A 19,671-nucleotide genomic window follows, 5' to 3' on the forward strand; every position below is an offset into this window, starting at 1 on the left:
ACCCCTCGTTACATATATTTCATTATGGTAGAAGCTATATCATTTAGATGGACAACTTGATCAACATAACCTGTTTGAATGGCAGCTTTTGGCATACCAAATATAATGGATGATTCTTGCGATTCGGCTATTACGTTTGTATTCCCGCTTCTCTTTAATAGTTTTAAGCCTTGTGCACCATCTGAACCCATTCCGGTCATGACGACGGCAATTTTCGCATAGTCAATACATTGACGTGCGGATTCAAACAATACATCGACGGAAGGTCTATGGTTATTTCTTGGAGGAGTTGTATCGTCTATCTGTGCAACAAGACATCTTTCCATTTTTTTTAATTGAAGGTGAGATCCTCCTGGTGCAATATAAGCTGTGCCATTTTTCAAAATTTCCCCATCTTGTGCTTCTTTCACGGTTATTTCAGACAAATGATTCAGACGTTCAGCCAACGATTTTGTAAATCCTGGCGGCATATGCTGAACAATAAGTATTGGTGCTTCTATCGTAGACGGTATGTTTTGAAGTACTTGTTGTAATGCTCTCGGTCCTCCGGTAGAAGTCCCAATTAAAACGATTTTCTTTAACCGATTTTTTTTCATCGGGGTTATTTGATCATCGTTTCCAGATTTAGGTATGATGTTATGATCTCTTGTTATTGAATTTAGCTTCAAAGGATTGACATAACTAGCTTGGACCACTTTTTCAATTAGTTCTTTTTTCACTTTATGCAAATCTAGGGAAATAGCCCCAGAAGGTTTCAATAAAAAATCGACTGCACCATATTGCATCGAACGGATTGTATGGTCCGCTCCTTCTTTTGTCAAATTGGATAATATGACAACAGGTACCGGACATTCTTTCATGATGATTGCTAAGGCATCCAATCCATTCATCACTGGCATTTCAATATCCATCGTTACACAGTCAGGCTTAAGCTGCTTTATTTTATCTATTGCATCAACGCCATTTCGGGCCGTTCCAATTACTTCTAACCGATCATCTTCGGATAAAAAATCGCTAATCATTTTTCTCATGAATGCAGAGTCGTCAACAACTAACACTTTTTTTCTCATGATTCCCCTACCTTTTGAACAAAAGTCGACTTAACTTGTTGATAAAACTTCTATTTTTATTTAAAAGATTTATAGGTTCGCCTTTTAGAATATATTTCTCAGCAATTTCTCTTAGATGAAATGTTACTCTGCTTTTTGGTTTGTATATCGTAAAAGGGACTTGTCTCATTACTGCTTCCGATACAATAGGGTCATCAAATAGAAATCCTAACACTTCAGCTTTTTCATTCAAAAATCTATCCATCGTTTGAACCATTTTATTTAATGTTAAATGGGCTTCATTTTTATTTTTCATTCGATTCCCTACTAAATAATACGTTAACGGAGCACCTTGTAAATGCAAATACTTGACAGCAGAATATGCGTCCATAATCGATGTTGGCTCAGGTGTGATGATGACGAACACATCTTGTGTGCTTAATATAAATTTTATAGAAGTTTCACTCATCCCTGCACCCATATCGAAAAGGATATAATCATACTCTTTAGTTAGGATTTCTAACTCCTTTAAAAATTGATCAGCGATTTCATTGCTGATGGAAATAAAATGATTTAATCCTGATCCACCAGCAATAAACGAAATATTTTCTGGCCCTTTTTCAATGATGTGGTGAAGATTGATTTTTGATTCAAAAAAATGAGCTATCGTATATTTCGGGCTTTTCCCCATTAAAATATCAATACTTCCCATTCCAATATCCAAATCGAAAATTAATACTTTTTTCCCTAATTTAGATAGAGTAATAGCAAAGTTTAAAGTGAAATTTGATTTCCCTACTCCACCTTTGCCACTAATGATACTAATTGTTTTAGCTACATTCGGTTGATGCTTATTTAAGATTTTCTGACGTAATGCTTCTGCTTGATCACTCATAGCGATAATCACCAAACACATGTTTCATGACTAATTCTGGATTTGCTTCGACAATATCATCTGGTACATTTTGACCAACTGTTAAATAGGCAATTCCTTTTTGAAACTCCATAGGCATATTGATTAATGCTCCCCGGCAAGAAGTTTCATCTAGTTTCGTAAAAATGAGTTTTTGGATTGGAATCGTAGAAAATTTTTGATAAATCTCTTTCATATCGCTTTCTTTAGAAGTCAACGATAAAACTAAAAATGTCTCTAAATCTTTTTCAAAGTTTATGATCGTTTTTAACTCTTGAACATATTGTTCGTTTCGATAGTTTCTTCCTGCTGTATCAATAAATACCACATCAAAATTTTCATATTCTTTTGTTGCTTTCTCAAAATCATCGAGATTGTAACAAACGGAAACAGGAACGTTTAATATTTTGGCGTAAGTTTTTAATTGATCAATGGCACCGATTCTGTAAGTGTCCGTTGTAATAAAGGCGATCTTTTTTCCTTTATTCAATACTGCCTCAGCTGCCATTTTAGCAAGAGTCGTTGTTTTCCCTACCCCTGTTGGTCCAACGACATTTACAAATTTCTTCGAGTAACTGACTCCACCAAAAGATAACTTAGAAATTTTTCTTTTCAATGAGTCTTGGAGATGAGCAAACATCGATTCTTTTGTTACGTTTTTTCCATTTAAATAGTAGTATTCTAACGCATCTTGTGTTAGCCCATGAATAACCGATGGATTGATTCCTTGCTGGGTAAATGGCTTTAAACTTTCTTTAATGACGCTAGGATATTCATGATTAAAAAGTGATTCATTCGGTGATTGCTGTAAGATCATTTCTTTAAGTTTTTTTATTTCATTCACCAAATTTTCGTCTTGTTTCAACTCGACTAATTTCTTTTTGTCTTCAACATTTTTTTTCAAAGTGTCATAATTCATTTGTTTTTGTGGAGGTATTTTTTGATCAACTACAGCAATCACTTCAAAATTCTTTTTTTTAAATAGACCTAAAAATCCACCTTGATAAACAATTTTTGAATTTAAAATGACAGCATCAGGTCCTAGTTCAGAACGTATTTGTTTCATTGCCTCTGGCATCGATTTTGCAACATATTTTTTTACCTTCAATCTATATTCACCACCCCAACACTTTGGACTTCTACATTTGCTTCTAATTCGTTATACGATAAAATCGGTACTTGTGGAAAGTATCTTTCTGTTAATTGCCTTACGTACATCCGAATGGCTGGTGAACAAAGAATAATTGGTTGTTCTTCCATTAAAGACACTTGTTCAATGATGGCTGCCATATTTTCTAATATTTTTTGAGAATCTTGCGGATCAATCGATAAATAATTTCCATGTTCTGTTTGTTGAATACTATCGGCAATCAATTTTTCTATTTTTCCAGACAGGGTGATGACTTTAATGACTTCATCATTTTGTTTATATTGATTCGTAATTTGTTTAGCTAATGCCTGTCTTACATATTCAGTCAGTAAATCTGTATCCGTTGTATATTTTCCATAGTCGGCTAACGTTTCGAATATAATCGGTAAATTCCTGATAGACACTCTTTCTTTTAATAGTTTGGCTAACACTTTTTGAATATCGCCAATAGAAAGAGGATTTGGAGTTACTTCTTCAACTAATATTGGGTATGTTTCTTTTAAATGATCCACAAGCTGTTTCGTTTCTTGTCTACCTAATAACTCATGCGCATAGTTTTTAATAACTTCCGTAATATGAGTGGATACGACAGATGGTGGATCTACGACTGTATATCCCGACATTTCTGCTTGTTCCTTCATATCTTCAGTAATCCATTTAGCAGGGATACCAAATGAAGGTTCAATCGTATCGATTCCTTGAATCGAATCATCATCGACACCTGGACTCATCGATAAATAATGGTCTAACATCAGTTCGCCGCGAGCCACTTCATTTCCTTTAATTTTTAAGCGATATTCATTCGGTTGAAGCTGAATATTATCACGAATTCGTACGACCGGAATCACCAATCCTAATTCCACGGCTAACTGTCTACGAATCATGACGATTCGGTCTAATAAATCTCCCCCTTGATTAGCATCTGCCAGTGGGATTAATCCATACCCAAATTCAAACTCAATAGGGTCAATATTTAATAAATTAACAACCGATTCTGGGCTTCGCATTTCATCCGTTGCGACTTCTTCTTCCACTTCTTGCAATTCTAATTCATCTTGTTTGTTATTTTTCGTTAGCATCCATCCACCAAGAGCAAGAACTCCAGCAATCGGCATTGTTAATAAATCAGAAATAGGTGTTAATAAACCTAATAAAAATATAGTTCCTCCTGCCACATATAACATATACGGATAGGAAAATAGCTGGGATGTAATGTCTTTACCTATATTTCCATCGGATGCTGCACGAGTGACGACAATCCCGGTTGCAGTTGAAATGAGCAAGGCAGGTATTTGACTAACAATCCCATCACCGACGGTTAATAGTGAATAATGATTAGCAGCATCTCCCATACTCATTCCTTGTTGCATCATTCCGATAACCATACCAAAAATTAAGTTAATAAACACGATAATAATTCCGGCAATCGCATCCCCTTTAACGAATTTACTTGCTCCGTCCATTGCCCCATAAAAATCAGCTTCACGACTTACTTTTTCTCGTCTTTCTCTCGCCTCTTGTTCAGATATGATACCTGCATTTAAATCTGCATCAATACTCATTTGTTTCCCTGGCATCGCATCTAATGTAAATCGAGCTGCAACTTCCGATACCCTTTCAGCCCCTTTTGTAATAACGACAAACTGAATAATAACGAGAATGAAAAAGACGACTAATCCTACTATGACATTTCCACCAACGACAAAAGTTCCAAATGTTTCAACAACGCCCCCAGCGTCACCTTTGCTTAAAATCGACCTCGTTGTGGAAACATTCAGACCGAGGCGGAAAAGTGTCAATAGTAATAGTAATGATGGGAAAATAGAGAACTGTAGCGGTTCTCTCATGTTCATTGAAGTCAGCAAAACAAGCAATGCCAACGAAATATTAATAATTATTAATATACTTAACATCCATGGTGCAAATGGTATGATGAGCATCGCTACTATTAATACTACACTTAATAAAACTGACAAATCTTTTGCTGACATGTTGGTTCTCTCCTAGTTAACGGATTTCTAAATTTTTTGTTTAATTCGATATACATAAGCTAATATTTCAGCTACTGCTTTGAAAAACTCATCGGGGATTGCCTCTCCGATTTCCACTTGGTCGTGTAATGCTCTTGCTAAAGGTCTATTTTCAACCATGACAATATCATTTTCTTTTCCAATTAACTTGATTTTTTGAGCAACAAAGTCGACACCTTTAGCTACAACATACGGAGCATCCATTTTGTTCTCATCGTATTTTAAGGCAACAGCATAATGAGTCGGGTTCGTAATGATTACATCGGCATTAGGCACTTCTTGCATCATCCGTCTCATCGCCATTTCTCTTTGCCGTTGTTTAATTCTAGAACGAATCAGTGGATCCCCTTCAGTATTTTTGTATTCATCTTTAATATCTTGTTTGGACATTCGAATATTTTTTTCAAAATCATATTTTTGGTACATGTAATCTAATATACTTAAAAACAACAAAGCTACTGTTGCATAAAGACCCATCTGGATCGTTAATTTTGAGATGGTGAAAAACGAAACTTCCACTTTTTTATTGATTAACATTAAAATATCGTCCAAGTGAAACCATAAAAATAGAAAAGTAACAGTTCCAACAAAAACAATTTTTAATAGAGATTTAAACAATTCCACTAAAGCACGGATAGAAAAAATTCGTTTAAATCCTTTGATTGGATCTATTTTCTCAAGTTTCATTTTCAATGGTTCGGTTGAAAACAAAAAGCCAATTTGAATATAGTTTGAAAAGATGGCAGCTACTAAAGCTATGATCATTACCGGACCTATAATGAACATGATTTCTTGAAATAGGCGCTTTATAATGATTAATAAACTCTTTTCAGAAACTTCCATTAAGAGAAATGTTTGAAACGATTCACGGAGAATGGAGAGCAATCCATCGAGTAAATAAGGTCCTAACATAAACAAGGATAAAAAGACGAATAAGAAAATAATAGCACTGTTTACATCTTGACTTTTTGCGGTTTGCCCTTTTTTTCTTGTTTCTTGTCTCTTTTTCGGTGTAGCTTTCTCTGTTTTCTCTCCGGCGAAAAACTGTAAATCTAGTTTTAATATCATTAACTACACCCCAACAATCTCCATGAATGCTCTCATTGAACGCAAGATTAAATCAAACAATTCTCCTACGGTATAAATCATTACGCCAATAACAACAAATAAAACGAGAAAACTCACCATAATCTTTAACGGTAAGCCAACGACAAATACATTTAATTGTGGTACCGTTCTAGCAACGATTCCAAGTGCTAAATCGACTAAAAATAAACAAGCAACAACTGGAATCGATAGTTGGAAAGCAATGACAAACATCTGGCTAAATAGTTTCAATATGAATTGAACCATATTTTCACTATGAAAATGGATAAAAACTTGGTCCAACGGAATGAATTGATAACTATAGTAAATGCCATCTAGTAAAAGATGATGACCATTAACCGATAATAAAAATAGAAAGGCAAACATATATAAATATTGTCCTATAATAGGGCTTTGTGCGCCGGTTTGTGGGTCCATAACATTCGCAATCGCAAAGCCCATTTGAAAATCAATAAATCCACCTGCAATTTGAACAGCCGATAGAATTAAATAACCAATAAACCCTAAAATGATTCCTACCATTGCTTCTTTCAAAATAAGTATGTAATACAAATGATCGATTGGTATTGGTTCTGAATCAACAACGAAAAACATCGTCAACGCAAGAAAAAATGCGATTCCTATTTTAAACATTGCTGGCACAGTACGATAGGAAAAAATCGGTACCGTCAAGAAAAAGGATGCTACTCGAACGAATATGAGTAAAAATACTGAAAATGCAGGAAGAATATCTACCATTTATATCAACCTACAAATCTCGTTAAGTTGGAAAAAATCTCCGTTGCATAACTCACCATTTGCCCAATCATCCATGGAGCAAAAAATACAACTCCCACTAATACGGCAATAATTTTCGGAATAAATGCCAGTGTCTGCTCTTGAATTTGTGTTGTAGCTTGAAAAATACTGACAATTAATCCGACGACAAGGGCCAAAATTAAAAGTGGACCAGCAATAAATAAGATCATCATAATTCCTTGTTCAGCGATTGAGATAACATCTTCAGGAGTCATCAATTATTCACCTGCTTTACGGAAAGCTTTGTAGTAACGATTTGATTACTAAATACCAACCATCTACTAAGACAAATAACAATATTTTAAACGGTAGGGAAATCATTACTGGTGGCAACATCATCATCCCCATAGACATGAGGACACTTGCAACCACCATATCAATAACTAAAAATGGAATAAAAATCATAAATCCAATTTGAAAAGCAGTTTTTAATTCACTTATGGCAAAAGCAGGGACTAATGCCGTCAGTGGAATATCTTCAATCGACTCAGGCGCATCTGCTTTTGAATAATCTAAAAATAATGCTAAATCTTTTTGTCTTGTATGTTTACTCATAAATTCTTTAAATGGAACACTCGCCCGATCGTAAGCCTCTTCTAAATTTATTTCATTATTAAATAATGGTTTTAAAGCTTGATCATTGACTTCTTTAAACGTAGGTGCCATGATAAAAAACGTTAAAAACAACGCAATGCCGATTAATACTTGATTCGGTGGCATTTGTTGAGTTGCAAGACCTGATCGCACAAATGATAAAACTATTACAATTCTAGTAAAAGAAGTTAATAAAATTAATATACTTGGTGCCAACGAAAGAACCGTTAATAGAAGAAGAAGTTTAACAGATGTCGAAACATTTTCCGGTGAACTGCTATTAAAGAACTCCATAAATTCATTCATCGTTCTTGTTTTCCCTTCTTCTCGATTTCATCATATAGTTCTTTTCTCCTTTTCGACATGTCGGTCAATTGCTTTTGAAACAATTGTTTAAATTTCGTTGGCTCGTCTTTTTTGGTCGATTGCATTTCTTTTATATTGGAGAAAATGGATAGAAAAATATCTTTCTTGTTCGTTTGCTCAAATTGTTCTTGGACCTTAGTTAACATCGTTTTCACTTCAACCGGATCGGTAATTTCTGATAATAACTGTACATTTTCACCTACACCGATCACTAAAATCTTTTCACCTACGCGAACTAATTGAACAGATTTATTTCCTCCAAGTTGAGTACCACCTAGATTTTCTAATAGTTTCGTCGATTGATAGTTCCGACTCTTTTTTTGAATCCACTTCAATAGAAAATATAATAGGGCAACGACAAAAACTAAAGCGAATACGGTTCGAACGATATCGAGAAAAGTGACACCTACTTGAGAATCCGACTCATTTGCCGTTGCATCTATATTTTGCTTTTCTTTTTGCTCACTAACTTCGGATTGGTTATTATTCAATTCTTTTTTTTTGAAATATTCTTCAACACTATCGTTTTCAGAATTAGCAAAAGCTTTATGCGTTCCTTCAATTAAGAAAAACACACCGATGAAACAAATGAATAAGAAAAATATTCGTAGATGTTTTTGAAGCAATGTATTTGCCACCTTCTTAATTACCCAAGAATTTTTTTGATAGCTTCAATAACTCGGTCTGCTTGGAACGGTTTAACGATAAAATCTTTTGCTCCCGCTTGAATGGCATCGATTACCATCGCTTGTTGTCCCATTGCAGAACACATGATTACTTTTGCTTCTGGATCTATACTTCTTATATCTTTCAACGCTGAAATTCCGTCTTTTTCCGGCATTGTAATATCCAATGTAACTAAATCTGGTTTTAATTCTTTAAATTTCTCTACTGCTTGGAATCCATCAGCTGCTTCTCCGACTACTTCATAACCGTTTTTTACTAATATGTCTTTAATCATCATTCTCATGAAAGCTGCATCGTCTACGATTAAGATTCTTTGTGCCATAGTATTCCCTCCGTAAGATTATTTAAGTTTTTTTAGACGATCTTTTTGACTGACAATATCCGTCACACGTACGCCAAAGTTTTCTTCGATGACTACTACTTCACCTTTAGCAATAAGACGATTATTTACTAAAATGTCAACCGGTTCACCTGCTAATTTATCAAGTTCAACAATTGAACCGGAAGATAATTCAAGTATTTCTTTAACAGAACGTTTTGTTTTCCCAAGTTCAACCGTTACTTGTAAAGGAATATCTAAAAGTATATCTAAATTTTTCGTATCGGTTTCACTTTGAACTGGTACTTGTTCAAAATTAGAAAATACGGCTGGTTGCACGTTTGTTTGAGCTGAACGATTTACATTCACAGTAGTTTTTGCTTGCGATCCCGTTGGATTCATCATTGGTTCTTGTTTTAATAAAGGAGATTCAACTTGCGATTCTTTTGATTCGTAAATTGGTGTTTCCTCCTTTTTATAAGCATCAACGCTTTCCATATTTTGTTCTTGACTCGGATTCATTAATTCTTCTACTAATTTTTTAGCAAAATCTAATGGTAAAACTTGCATAATGGTAGAATCAATTAACTCTCCTATTTTTAAACGGAAAGAGACTTTTACTAATATATCTTCCGGAGGAAATGTTTCCTTTCCTTGTCCTTCCGGGAGAAACAGAAAATCAATGCTAGGAGGAGATATATCTACCCTTTTATGAAATATGGTTGACATTGATGTAGCGGCTGAACCCATCATTTGATTCATCGCTTCTTGAACTGCGCTTAATTGAATTTCACCAATTTCTCCACTAGCATGTCCATTACCACCTAACATTAAGTCCGCAATAATAGCAGCGTCAGATTCTTGAATAATTAATACATTTATTCCGCTAAACCCTTGCGTATACTCTACTTGCACTACAACATAAGGTTGTGGAAATTCTTCCGCAAGTTTATTCTTAAACACTACCGACACGTTCGGTGTTGTAATTTCTACCTTTTGATTTAGTAATTGAGAAAGTGCCGTTGCAGAACTACCGAAAGAAATATTCCCAATCTCTCCAATTGCGTCCTGTTCCATTGCTGTTAAATAATCTGAAGTATTTAAATTTTCTTGATTGGCATCGTTCTCTTGAGAATCACCATTTAATAATGCATCGATCTCATCTTGAGAGAGCAATCCATCATTTCTCATTTGTGTCTCCCTCCTTGTAAGCTTCTAAAATTTGAAATGCTTTTTTCTTATTAATTATTCCAGGCTGTGCCAAAAACTTTGGAATACCACCAATTTTTACGACAATTGGTTTGTCTATTTTACTGTCAAGTTCAATCACATCTCCTATATCAAGTGATAAAAATTCTTCTATAGTAATGGTGGATTTTCCTAATTCTGCAACGATTGGTATAATAGCTTTTTTTACTCTGTTTTCTAATGCATTTACTTCTTCTTGTTTTGGCTCTTTCTTTTCTGTTTGCATCCAATAATGAACGGATAATCGTGGTAAGATCGGTTCTAACGCTACATGAGGTAAGCATATATTGATCATTCCACTTGTTTCACCTATTAGAGCATTTAAGGAGATGACTACAACCGTCTCATTTGGTGAGACCATTTGTAAAAATTGTGGGTTCACCTCAAAATCCGAATAAATGGGATCAATCTCTGCAATGTTAGACCACGCATCTTTCATATGTTCAAACGCTTTTTCAAACATATTCGACATAATCGTTGTTTCAATTTCTGTTAAACTATCAATTTTATTAAAACTCATTCCCCTTCCGCCTAATACGCGGTCGAGCATCGCATACGCTATGTTCGGATTCACTTCTATCAAAATCCTACCTGACAGTGGTGCCATCTCATAGACATTTAATATCGTCATTTTAGGGATCGAACGTATAAACTCTTCATAAGGAAGTTGATCAGCTGATGCAACAGATATTTGTACATACGTTCTTAATTGTGCTGAAAAATAAGTTGTTAATAATCTCGCTAAATTTTCGTGTATCCTCGTTAAACTGCGAATTTGATCTTTGGAGAAACGAAGGGCTCTCTTAAAATCATAAACTTTTACCTTTTTTTCCGTCGTTTCTTTCTTTAATTCATCTGCATTCATTTCTCCTGTGGATAACGCGGACAACAACGCATCTATTTCACTTTGTGAAAGTATTTCTGCTGTCAAGGTTGTCACCTCCGTTTCATGTAAACTATATTTTTTTATTGGAGGATACTAGATGTAATATAAACTTGTACAACTTTCCCATTTTCTAACATATCATTTAGTTTTGACTTAATAACCTCTTCTAAATTTGTTTTTCCTTCAGCACCTTGGAGATCTTCCGGATTTAATCCTGATAAATGTTTAATTATGATGTTTTTCACTTGAAAATCTCTCTTTTCAATCTCTTTTTTAGCATTTGAACTATTTGCTTGAATTTTAAAAGAGATGCGTATAAAATCATTATTCTTAATATTCGTTGTTATTTCTTCAATATCGACAGAATGATCAAGAATATCGTCAATGGAAGGTTCACTTTTTTCATTACCGGATACATTTAAAATTGTAAAATATAATATCCCGCCTGCGATAATAATAGAAGAAAGAATTGTTAACATAATAACCATTAATTTATTCATCAGTATCGCCTCCCATCTGACGTAATGATACTAATCCAATTTTTTGGTAGTAGTTATTTACTAATTGGATAACTGATTCTTCTTTTTCTTTTACGACATATTTTTTTCCATTGGTTAAGGTAATGGTCGTATCTGGAAAAGCTTCAATTGTTTCGATAAATAATGCATTAAGTGTGAATGTCGTTCCATTTAGTCTAGTTAATGTAATCAATTTGAATCAGTGGGCTTAAACTAGGCGTTTAAGCCCCTACCTCCCTTGCTATAAACTTATCGTTTTAAGTTCACAAGTTCTTGAAGGATTTCGTCAGAAGTAGTAATGATTCTCGTATTAGCCTGAAACCCGCGTTGAGCAACAATCATCTCTGTAAATTCTTCTGATAAATCAACGTTTGACATTTCTAACGCACCGGAGGCAATGACTCCGCGTCCCTCTCCAGGCATTCCGATATTTGCTGTTCCAGAGTTAATAGATTCTTGGAATAAGTTATTGCCTGCTTTTGATAATCCAGATGGGTTACTAAATTTTGCAATAGCAAGCGTTCCAATTTGTCTAACTAATCCATTGGAATAGATTCCGTTAATTTCCCCTTGAGCACCAATATTGAAACTCTCGAGCATACCTTCCACATTTCCATCTGGGACTAAAATTGCTGATGATGAACCAGGATTATGAGTTAAACCGTTAAAATTTAATGTAATATTCATCGCAGTTCCAACTTGTGGAGTAAGCGTAATATTTTGAGTTCCAGCTGGATCTATCAATTGACCATTTGCGTCAAATTCCAATTCTATAACAACTTCAGGATCTCCTGACATTGTTAATTCCCACATTGTAGCAGAAGTTTTTGTAAAAGTAACATCAACTCGATGAGCGTTTCCATTTTCATCAATAACTTCTATTTGCTGATCGTAAATTGTACCCACTGTTGCCTGACTGGATAAATTTTCGGAAATATCAATATTAGTTGTAGCAATCGCAGGTAGTACTGCATTGACATTGACTACAACATCTCCTAAAACACCATTTTGATCATAGGCTTGTACTTTCAATCCATCACTGTTTACTAACGTTCCGAAATTATCTAAATAGAAGTTACCAGCTCTTGTATAATAGTTTGCGTTTCCTTGACGAACAATAAAGTAGCCATCCCCATCAATCGCTAAATCTAAAGAGCGACCAGTTGTTTGTAAACTTGATTGCGTATGAATAGTATCAATGGAAGCTAATGTGGCACCTAATCCTACTTGAGTAGGGTTTTTACCTCCACGGTTGGCAGTTGCCGCACTTGCCCCTGCAATTGTTTGATTCATAGTATCTTTAAAAGTCACTCTTCCTTTTTTAAACCCATATGTATTGACATTTGCAATATTGTTTCCAATAACATCTAATTTTGTTTGAAAGTTTTTCAACCCGCTAATACCGGAATACATTGAACGAAGCATACATTCATTCTCCTTTCATTTTTATTGGCTGCTTCTGTCGTTCCACAGCCAGGCCCCCTTTTAAAAGGTCCAGCCTTTATGAGTCAATAATGATTGTCCCATCAATGTTCGTAAAAATTTGAGAACTGGCTTCATTTCGATCCATGGCTGTAATGACGGTCTGGTTTTTTGCACTAACTATAAGAGCAGCATTATTTAATAACACTAGTGATTCTTTAACTCCCATTTGTTTTGCTTCTTTAATCTTTTCTCCGATGACTTCCCAATCATTTTGAGTAATATGAATATTTCTTTGCATTAATCTCAGTTTCGCATGCTTGCTAACCGTTAATTCACAATTTGGTTTAGCTATAGCAGCTTTAAAATGTTCCTTAAACGACGGTTTTGTAGTTGTCGCAAGGATTTTTGGTTGTTTTACCGGATAAGGAGTCCTTTGTATGCCAATGGCATTAGGTGGAATGAACATCTTGTTCGTATCCATTCATCACCCTCCTTATGTGATTTCTATTTTTGTGATATCTGAGGAGGTTATTTTTGATTGTTGTTCATCGTCTAGGTGATAAAGAATTTTTCCGTCTTTCCAAGATACAGCTATAACGATGCTTGTAGCCTCCTCGTTATTTTTATTTAACCATGTAACCTTCTTTCCTATTAAATGAGCGGCATCTTGTAATGATGCTTGAGATGAAGAAGGTTCATGAACTTCAGAAATATTTTCAGGATAAAGTTTTGTTCCATCTTTTAAAATAAACACAACATTTTGATCGATATATTGAATCGATTGAATAGTACCCTTGCCGGTTTTTATGATTGGTTCGGAATTTCCTTTTGAATACTCAATCGCGTGCCAAGTGACGTCTTTTCCAACAAATTGCTGAAAGGAAATCAATTGATTTTGCCATTGAGATTCAATAAATTTATTAAAGGTTTGATTTAAATTTTGCATTTGCTCTAGTGATGAAAATGATGCCATTTGTGCAATAAATTCTTTATCTTCCATTGGATTTAATGGATCTTGATTTTGTAATTGGGTCATTAAAATTTTTAAAAATGCATCTTTACCTAAATCGTTAGAAGGAGTAGTTCTGTTCCCTAAATTTACTTTTGAATAGAGCAATGATGGGTCAATGGTATTATTCATGGTATCACCTAAACTTCATAGTTTAATAAAGCTTCTTGTAAAGATTCAACGAACTCATTGTCTGTTTCATCGTTTGAATGGGTATTTTCATTCGAACGATCGTCCTTAGAAGAATGAAAATGTTGATTTTGCTGTTCAAACCTTTCCTGCTGTTGATAAATTTGATTCGATACTTCTAGTCTCTCAATTTGAATATTTTGTTGGGCAAATGCTTGTTTTAAAATGTGCAATTGAGATTCTATTAATTCTTTTGCCATTGATGATGAAGCAAGCATACGAGCAGTTAGTCCATGTTGATCTCGAATTAATTCAATTTTTAATGTTCCTAAATGAGCTGGATGTAGCTGTAAGTTCATTGTTTGAATATTACCTGAACGTAAAAATGTTGCTTTTTGCAAAATCGATTCAAATTGTTTCATTAATTGTTCAGAAGACACTGGTCGTTGTTGTTCCGAAAGTAAAACTAATTGTTCTACTTTATTCATATTTGGCAATGATATTGCCGTAGGAGTCAATTCAAGTGTACTTCCTTGAGTTTTATTAAGTTGAATTTTATAATATGGTGGATGAATCATTACATTTTCTACTGTTTTTGTGTTTGGACGATTCAAGATCGTTTGAAAAGTTGTTTGATTAGCAGATTTTTTTTGCTCCAATTGACGATTAAGTATTTCTTTTAATGATTGTAATTGTTCCTTTAAAGTTTGCCCCATTTGTTGTTGGTAGGCAGATACATCTTTATTAGCTAAAACATGGTCGAGATATTTAGCCACCTGTAAAATGTTTCGCAAATCCACTTCAGAAGCATTTGTTAGTATAGTTTGAAATTGTGATCGAAAAAGCTCTATAAAAGAAAGGAAATATTCTTCCATTCCTTGCATATCCCCTGATTCCAATTTCAATAACCATTCTTCCAACCGTTGTAAATTCATTTCCTCCATAGAGGAAACTTGTTCCAATATGTTTCGGATACTTGATTGTATATCTTCCAAAGAAAGATTTGCTAATTGAGTTGCCAATTCAAACGGTTCACCAAATAGAAATTGGATATCAGTATTGTCAATAGGGAAATTTAATATTTCTAGCAAATTATGCATCGATTGTGTTGAGTCTTCATTTATCAATGACTCTTCCATATTTGTCTCCAAACTTTTTAAATTGGATAGTAAGCTTGAGAAATTTTCATTATTTTTCACATTCGGGATTGTATTTTTCCCTTTATTTAAACTAATTTCATTTAAGGATAGTTGTACCGCTCCTAGTTTCACATTTTCACCTCCTTTCAAGTTTTGAATTTTTATTCATTTGCTAATAATGATGTAAATTTGGCTGCATCTTCCGGTGGCATTTTTTCCAACACAGCTGCTAATGTGTTAGCTTTTAAATTTGATAATATTTGAAGAGCCTTTTCATCTTCCATTTCCACTAGAATTGCTGCTGCTTTTTTGGAGGACATCGATTCATACGTTTTAACAATTTCCTTTAATTCAAGGTTTCGGTTCTCATTCTTCAGTTCTAATTCTTCCAATTGGCTTATTAATCTTTCATTTTCTAACATTAGCTCTTGAATCTCGTCCTCTTTTTCTTTTAGTTTGTTTTCAACCAATTTTATATAAGCTTCTTGGTTTTTAAGATCGCTTTGTAGTTCACCATAACGTTTTTTATAATCAGGTTCACTACTTTTCCCTTCTTTATCATCGGAGTCAATGAAAGAAGAAACGACTGGAATTTTTTCTCCTATGTTTTTCATTCCCTCAAAAACATTAATTCCTGAAACGGATAAAACAATAAGAACAACAGTAATTGCAAAAAAAAGGGGAATGATAAAAACAAATAATATCCATTGAAAAGGGCTATATTTTTTTTCACTTTGAACATTTTCTCTATTCATACACTCACCTAATTTCCCCTATTTGCCAATTGAAGCATCGTTAATTCATCCAACCATTTGCTCTCAAGTTTATCCATTTCATAGTTGAAGTTGGCAAAATCTTTTTCTTTCATTTTTTCAAATTTTTTAACTTCTATATTTTTATCCAACAATTTTTGCTCTTCATATTGCATTTTCATTCTAGCTTTCATGACTTTTTCTTGTTGTAATTGAATTTGTTTCATTAAATTAGCTAAAAAATATTGATGATGTCGAATCATTTGAACACTTATTCCTTTTTGTAATTCGTTACGTTGAATCTCTTCCAACTCTTCTTTCTTTTTTAATAGATGGTACAGCTTTGTTGCTTCATTTTCGAAAGTATTTAATGATTGTTCAAATTTAAGCTTTGCTTCTTCTTTTTCTTGCTCTTTTATCGTTAACACTTTCTGAAATTTAAACTGATATGTCATATTAATCACCAGCTTCTGAAAGTTGAATGAGAGATTCGATGCTTTCTTTCATAGATATTTTTTCATCCACTTTTTGTTTAATAAATTGAATAATTTTTGGATACATTTGAATCGCTTCATCTATATCTCTTGAAGATCCCTTTTTATATGCGCCAATATTGATGAGATCTTCCGACTGAATATAAGTGTTTAGCCACCCTCTAATTTTTTCTGATGCTGCTAAATGTTTTTCTGTTGATAAATGGTTAGCTAAACGACTAATGCTCTTTAACACGTTAATGGCTGGATATTGCCCTTTATTTGCCAACGAACGATCAAGTACAATATGTCCATCTAATATACCTCTTACCGCATCGGCAATCGGTTCATTCATGTCATCACCGTCAACTAAAACTGTGTAAAAAGCAGTTATCGTACCTTTATCATTTGTTCCTGTACGTTCTAACAGTTTTGGCAACAGTGCAAATACGCTTGGTGTATATCCTTTTGTTGCTGGTGGTTCTCCTACAGCAAGTCCCACCTCTCTTTGTGCCATGGCAAACCGAGTAACAGAATCCATCATAAGCATGACATTTAAACCACGATCACGAAAATATTCGGCTATAGCAGTAGCGGTATACGCTCCTTTAATTCTCATTAATGCCGGCTGATCAGAGGTTGCAGCGACAATAATTGATCGTTTCAGTCCCTCTTCACCTAAGTCTCGTTCGATAAATTCACGAACTTCACGACCCCGCTCTCCAATTAACGCAATTACGTTTATATCGGCTTCTGTATTTTTTGCAATCATTCCAAGCAAAGTACTTTTCCCTACTCCACTTCCCGCAAAAATCCCTACCCTTTGTCCTTTACCGATCGTTAACATACTATCGATCACTTTTACTCCTACTTGTAGTGGTTCTTGGATTGGCGGCCTTTGTAAAGGATTCGGTGGTTCTTGTTCGGTTGGATATACAGACAATGTTCTTGGAAGTACGGAATCATCTAACGGTTGCCCTAAAGAATTGAGCACTTTTCCGATGAGAGCCGAACCAACCTTTATTTGCAATGGTTTTGAAGTACTTTCTACCAGACACCCAGGTCCTATATCAGAAATCGATGAATAAGGCATTAAGATGACCGCATCACCATTAAATCCTACGACTTCAGCCATGATTTTCTTTGACATTTGATGACTTAGATATATGTAGCATACATCACCAATGGAACTTGTTGGTCCTTGTGATTCAATCATGATGCCAACGACTCGTTTCACGCGTCCAAATCGTTTATATGTATCAATTTCATCCATTTGTGAAAAAATATCTGTTATTTCCATTAGTGTTCACCTTAAATTTTTTCAAGTAATGTTTGTTTCAACATTTCCAATTGACTGTCAATGGAAGCATCAATCCTGCCACCTTCTGTTTCGATAACGCATGAAGTTGGCGTTACTTGATCATCTGGATAAATGTACAATTCTATTTCTCTCGGAAATAAAGATAACAATTCATCTTTTTGCGAAACGATAAAACTATAATGACTAGGATGTACGATAATTTGTATTTCTCTATAGTCTCTAGCTTCTTTGAGAACTTTTTTTACTACGTTTTTCATATAAGAAGGGTCATTTTCTATTTCTCTATTAATAATTTTCTCGGCAGCCTTCATAGCAATAAGCAAGATTGTTTGCTCCGAAGACTCAATTTTCGCTCGATAGTCGTTTTTTGCGGTATCTACAACAGATTTTGCTAGTTCTATCTGCTCTTTTACACTTTCAAATCCTGTTCTTTCGCCTTGAGAATACCCTTCTTGATAACCTTGCTTAAACGCTTCTTCTTTTAGTTTTTCACACTCAGTTTTCCAGTTTTCTTTCTCTATTTGAATTTGTTGTCTAATTTCCTCTGCTTGATTTCGTGCTTCTTCTAATAATTGTGAAGCTTTTAATTTTGCATCTTCGATCAACTGTATAGGGTACAAAGGAACACCGTGATCGTTATTGTCTTTTTCATCTTTTTTATTTATTTCGATCATTTTTATTGAAATGATTTTTCCTTTGGACAACTCAGCTTGAGATGACTTAATGAATTTAGACAATGATGTCATCACCTCCACCGCGAGCAATGACAATTTCTCCAGCCTCTTCTAATCTTCTAATCACAGATACAATTCTAGTTTGTGCTTCCTCAACATCACGCAATCGTACTGGCCCCATAATCTCCATTTCTTCTTTGAAATTATCAGCCATACGTTTTGACATGTTTCGGAAAATAACTTCTTTCACTTCATCGCTAGCAACTTTTAATGCCAACAATAGATCATCATTGTCACAGTCACGGATGACATATTGAATCGCACGGTTATCAAGAGTAACAATATCTTCGAATACGAACATCCGCTTTTTAATTTCTTCAGCCAACTCAGGATCTTGAATTGCCAAAGATTCCAAAATTGTTCGTTCAGTTGCTCGGTCTACACCGTTAAGCACATCTACAACAGCTTCAATTCCACCCGTTTGCGTATAATCTTGCGTGAAAGTCGATGATAATTTTTGTTCTAGAATTTGCTCGACTTCGTTAATAATCTCTGGCGATGTTCGATCCATTGTAGCAATCCTTCTAGCTACTTCCGCTTGCATTTCCTGTGGCAGTTCAGATAAAATTTGTCCTGCTTGGTTTGGATCTAAATAAGATAGAACAAGGGCAATTGTTTGCGGATGCTCATTTTGAATAAAGTTCAAAATTTGATTCGGATCTGCCTTCCTTGCAAAATCAAACGGTTTAACTTGTAAAGCTGATGTTAGACGATTGATAATGACAGAAGCTCGATCTTCTCCTAATGCTTTTTCAAGAAGCATTTTTGCATAACCAATTCCACCTTGAGAAATGTAGTCTTGTGCTAGAGCAAGTTCATGAAATTCTTCGATGATTTCTTCCTTTTTGGCGGAATCAACTTTTTTTATACTTGAAATTTCTAATGTTAATTTTTCTATTTCTTCTTCGGTTAAGTATTTATATATTGACGCTGACACATCAGGACCTAGAGCAATGAGAAGGATTGCCGCTTTTTGCTTGCCTGTTAGGTCTCTTTCTTTTCTAGCAACCATAATTCTATTGTC

The 19,671-nt window shown here is 34.5% G+C and carries 23 protein-coding genes; all 23 read right to left on the minus strand.

Translation table 11 applies throughout. From position 1 onward, the window contains the following. Window positions 1-8 precede the first annotated feature (8 nt). The 23 genes from AC3ASS_RS02035 to fliG all read right to left on the minus strand — a co-directional run bounded on the left by AC3ASS_RS02035 (window position 9) and on the right by fliG (window position 19,659). The gene (locus AC3ASS_RS02035; protein WP_488281898.1) at window positions 9-1,073 is read right to left on the minus strand and encodes a protein-glutamate methylesterase/protein-glutamine glutaminase; all 1,065 of its coding nucleotides are present in this window, start codon (window positions 1,071-1,073) and stop codon (window positions 9-11) included. Between the two features lie 4 nt (window positions 1,074-1,077). Further along, a complete protein-coding gene (locus AC3ASS_RS02040) occupies window positions 1,078-1,944 on the minus strand; it encodes a MinD/ParA family protein (protein WP_488281837.1) in 867 nt (288 codons plus the stop codon). Beyond that, on the minus strand, window positions 1,937-3,070 hold the full coding sequence (flhF, locus tag AC3ASS_RS02045; RefSeq protein ID WP_488281838.1) for a flagellar biosynthesis GTPase FlhF: 1,134 nt from the start codon (window positions 3,068-3,070) through the stop codon (window positions 1,937-1,939). The genes AC3ASS_RS02040 and flhF overlap by 8 nt, the downstream gene beginning before the upstream one ends. Next, the gene (gene flhA / locus AC3ASS_RS02050) at window positions 3,067-5,103 is read right to left on the minus strand and encodes a flagellar biosynthesis protein FlhA (protein ID WP_488281839.1); all 2,037 of its coding nucleotides are present in this window, start codon (window positions 5,101-5,103) and stop codon (window positions 3,067-3,069) included. The genes flhF and flhA overlap by 4 nt, the downstream gene beginning before the upstream one ends. A 27-nt stretch (window positions 5,104-5,130) precedes the next feature. After that, complete coding sequence (flhB, locus tag AC3ASS_RS02055) at window positions 5,131-6,210, minus strand: flagellar biosynthesis protein FlhB (protein ID WP_488281840.1); 1,080 nt, start codon at window positions 6,208-6,210, stop codon at window positions 5,131-5,133. A 3-nt stretch (window positions 6,211-6,213) separates the two neighbouring features. After that, complete coding sequence (gene fliR, locus AC3ASS_RS02060) at window positions 6,214-6,987, minus strand: flagellar biosynthetic protein FliR (RefSeq protein WP_488281841.1); 774 nt, start codon at window positions 6,985-6,987, stop codon at window positions 6,214-6,216. Window positions 6,988-6,992: 5 nt separating this feature from the next. Further along, complete coding sequence (gene fliQ / locus AC3ASS_RS02065) at window positions 6,993-7,262, minus strand: flagellar biosynthesis protein FliQ (RefSeq protein ID WP_488281842.1); 270 nt, start codon at window positions 7,260-7,262, stop codon at window positions 6,993-6,995. A gap of 16 nt (window positions 7,263-7,278) precedes the next feature. Next, the gene (fliP, locus tag AC3ASS_RS02070) at window positions 7,279-7,947 is read right to left on the minus strand and encodes a flagellar type III secretion system pore protein FliP (RefSeq protein ID WP_488281843.1); all 669 of its coding nucleotides are present in this window, start codon (window positions 7,945-7,947) and stop codon (window positions 7,279-7,281) included. After that, on the minus strand, window positions 7,944-8,633 hold the full coding sequence (locus AC3ASS_RS02075) for a flagellar biosynthetic protein FliO (RefSeq protein ID WP_488281844.1): 690 nt from the start codon (window positions 8,631-8,633) through the stop codon (window positions 7,944-7,946). Before AC3ASS_RS02075 ends, fliP begins: the two co-directional genes overlap by 4 nt. A gap of 20 nt (window positions 8,634-8,653) precedes the next feature. Beyond that, window positions 8,654-9,016 (minus strand): response regulator, encoded by a 363-nt coding sequence (locus tag AC3ASS_RS02080; protein ID WP_488281845.1) that lies wholly within the window; start codon window positions 9,014-9,016, stop codon window positions 8,654-8,656. An 18-nt stretch (window positions 9,017-9,034) separates the two neighbouring features. Next, window positions 9,035-10,204, minus strand: a complete 1,170-nt coding sequence (fliY, locus tag AC3ASS_RS02085; RefSeq protein ID WP_488281846.1) for a flagellar motor switch phosphatase FliY — start codon at window positions 10,202-10,204, stop codon at window positions 9,035-9,037. Continuing rightward, complete coding sequence (gene fliM, locus AC3ASS_RS02090; protein WP_488281847.1) at window positions 10,194-11,192, minus strand: flagellar motor switch protein FliM; 999 nt, start codon at window positions 11,190-11,192, stop codon at window positions 10,194-10,196. The genes fliY and fliM overlap by 11 nt, the downstream gene beginning before the upstream one ends. 35 nt (window positions 11,193-11,227) lie before the next feature. Next, a complete protein-coding gene (gene fliL, locus AC3ASS_RS02095) occupies window positions 11,228-11,647 on the minus strand; it encodes a flagellar basal body-associated protein FliL (RefSeq protein WP_488281848.1) in 420 nt (139 codons plus the stop codon). Then, a complete protein-coding gene (locus AC3ASS_RS02100; RefSeq protein WP_488281849.1) occupies window positions 11,640-11,858 on the minus strand; it encodes a flagellar FlbD family protein in 219 nt (72 codons plus the stop codon). The genes fliL and AC3ASS_RS02100 overlap by 8 nt, the downstream gene beginning before the upstream one ends. 56 nt (window positions 11,859-11,914) lie before the next feature. Next, entirely contained in the window at window positions 11,915-13,090 is a 1,176-nt protein-coding gene (locus AC3ASS_RS02105) for a flagellar hook protein FlgE (RefSeq protein WP_488281850.1), read from the minus strand. Window positions 13,091-13,166: 76 nt separating this feature from the next. Continuing rightward, complete coding sequence (locus AC3ASS_RS02110; RefSeq protein WP_488281851.1) at window positions 13,167-13,571, minus strand: TIGR02530 family flagellar biosynthesis protein; 405 nt, start codon at window positions 13,569-13,571, stop codon at window positions 13,167-13,169. 12 nt (window positions 13,572-13,583) lie between these two features. Beyond that, complete coding sequence (gene flgD / locus AC3ASS_RS02115) at window positions 13,584-14,231, minus strand: flagellar hook assembly protein FlgD (RefSeq protein ID WP_488281852.1); 648 nt, start codon at window positions 14,229-14,231, stop codon at window positions 13,584-13,586. Between the two features lie 8 nt (window positions 14,232-14,239). Then, entirely contained in the window at window positions 14,240-15,499 is a 1,260-nt protein-coding gene (locus tag AC3ASS_RS02120; protein WP_488281853.1) for a flagellar hook-length control protein FliK, read from the minus strand. 29 nt (window positions 15,500-15,528) lie between these two features. Beyond that, window positions 15,529-16,122, minus strand: coding sequence for a MotE family protein (locus tag AC3ASS_RS02125; protein ID WP_488281854.1), 594 nt, complete (start codon window positions 16,120-16,122; stop codon window positions 15,529-15,531). An 8-nt stretch (window positions 16,123-16,130) separates the two neighbouring features. Beyond that, window positions 16,131-16,574, minus strand: a complete 444-nt coding sequence (fliJ, locus tag AC3ASS_RS02130) for a flagellar export protein FliJ (protein WP_488281855.1) — start codon at window positions 16,572-16,574, stop codon at window positions 16,131-16,133. 1 nt (window position 16,575) lies between these two features. Continuing rightward, window positions 16,576-17,892 (minus strand): flagellar protein export ATPase FliI, encoded by a 1,317-nt coding sequence (gene fliI, locus AC3ASS_RS02135; RefSeq protein ID WP_488281856.1) that lies wholly within the window; start codon window positions 17,890-17,892, stop codon window positions 16,576-16,578. An 11-nt stretch (window positions 17,893-17,903) separates the two neighbouring features. Then, a complete protein-coding gene (fliH, locus tag AC3ASS_RS02140; RefSeq protein ID WP_488281857.1) occupies window positions 17,904-18,650 on the minus strand; it encodes a flagellar assembly protein FliH in 747 nt (248 codons plus the stop codon). Next, window positions 18,643-19,659: a flagellar motor switch protein FliG gene (gene fliG / locus AC3ASS_RS02145; protein ID WP_488281858.1), complete on the minus strand. Its 1,017-nt coding sequence runs from the start codon at window positions 19,657-19,659 to the stop codon at window positions 18,643-18,645. The genes fliH and fliG overlap by 8 nt, the downstream gene beginning before the upstream one ends. Window positions 19,660-19,671 lie beyond the last annotated feature (12 nt).

The sequence above is a fragment of the Bacillus sp. JST-5 genome, assembly GCF_057747715.1.

What these genes read in the sequence shown, in the direction of transcription:
- AC3ASS_RS02040 (WP_488281837.1), bottom strand. Translation starts at nt 1,944, where the DNA reads ATGAGTGATCAAGCAGAAGCATTACGTCAGAAAATCTTAAATAAGCAT.
- flhA (WP_488281839.1), bottom strand. Translation starts at nt 5,103, where the DNA reads ATGTCAGCAAAAGATTTGTCAGTTTTATTAAGTGTAGTATTAATAGTA.
- flhB (WP_488281840.1), bottom strand. Translation starts at nt 6,210, where the DNA reads ATGATATTAAAACTAGATTTACAGTTTTTCGCCGGAGAGAAAACAGAG.
- fliR (WP_488281841.1), bottom strand. Translation starts at nt 6,987, where the DNA reads ATGGTAGATATTCTTCCTGCATTTTCAGTATTTTTACTCATATTCGTT.
- fliQ (WP_488281842.1), bottom strand. Translation starts at nt 7,262, where the DNA reads ATGACTCCTGAAGATGTTATCTCAATCGCTGAACAAGGAATTATGATG.
- fliP (WP_488281843.1), bottom strand. Translation starts at nt 7,947, where the DNA reads ATGAATGAATTTATGGAGTTCTTTAATAGCAGTTCACCGGAAAATGTT.
- AC3ASS_RS02080 (WP_488281845.1), bottom strand. Translation starts at nt 9,016, where the DNA reads ATGGCACAAAGAATCTTAATCGTAGACGATGCAGCTTTCATGAGAATG.
- fliY (WP_488281846.1), bottom strand. Translation starts at nt 10,204, where the DNA reads ATGAGAAATGATGGATTGCTCTCTCAAGATGAGATCGATGCATTATTA.
- fliL (WP_488281848.1), bottom strand. Translation starts at nt 11,647, where the DNA reads ATGAATAAATTAATGGTTATTATGTTAACAATTCTTTCTTCTATTATT.
- AC3ASS_RS02105 (WP_488281850.1), bottom strand. Translation starts at nt 13,090, where the DNA reads ATGCTTCGTTCAATGTATTCCGGTATTAGCGGGTTGAAAAACTTTCAA.
- AC3ASS_RS02110 (WP_488281851.1), bottom strand. Translation starts at nt 13,571, where the DNA reads ATGGATACGAACAAGATGTTCATTCCACCTAATGCCATTGGCATACAA.
- flgD (WP_488281852.1), bottom strand. Translation starts at nt 14,231, where the DNA reads ATGAATAATACCATTGACCCATCATTGCTCTATTCAAAAGTAAATTTA.
- AC3ASS_RS02125 (WP_488281854.1), bottom strand. Translation starts at nt 16,122, where the DNA reads ATGAATAGAGAAAATGTTCAAAGTGAAAAAAAATATAGCCCTTTTCAA.
- fliJ (WP_488281855.1), bottom strand. Translation starts at nt 16,574, where the DNA reads ATGACATATCAGTTTAAATTTCAGAAAGTGTTAACGATAAAAGAGCAA.
- fliI (WP_488281856.1), bottom strand. Translation starts at nt 17,892, where the DNA reads ATGGAAATAACAGATATTTTTTCACAAATGGATGAAATTGATACATAT.
- fliG (WP_488281858.1), bottom strand. Translation starts at nt 19,659, where the DNA reads ATGGTTGCTAGAAAAGAAAGAGACCTAACAGGCAAGCAAAAAGCGGCA.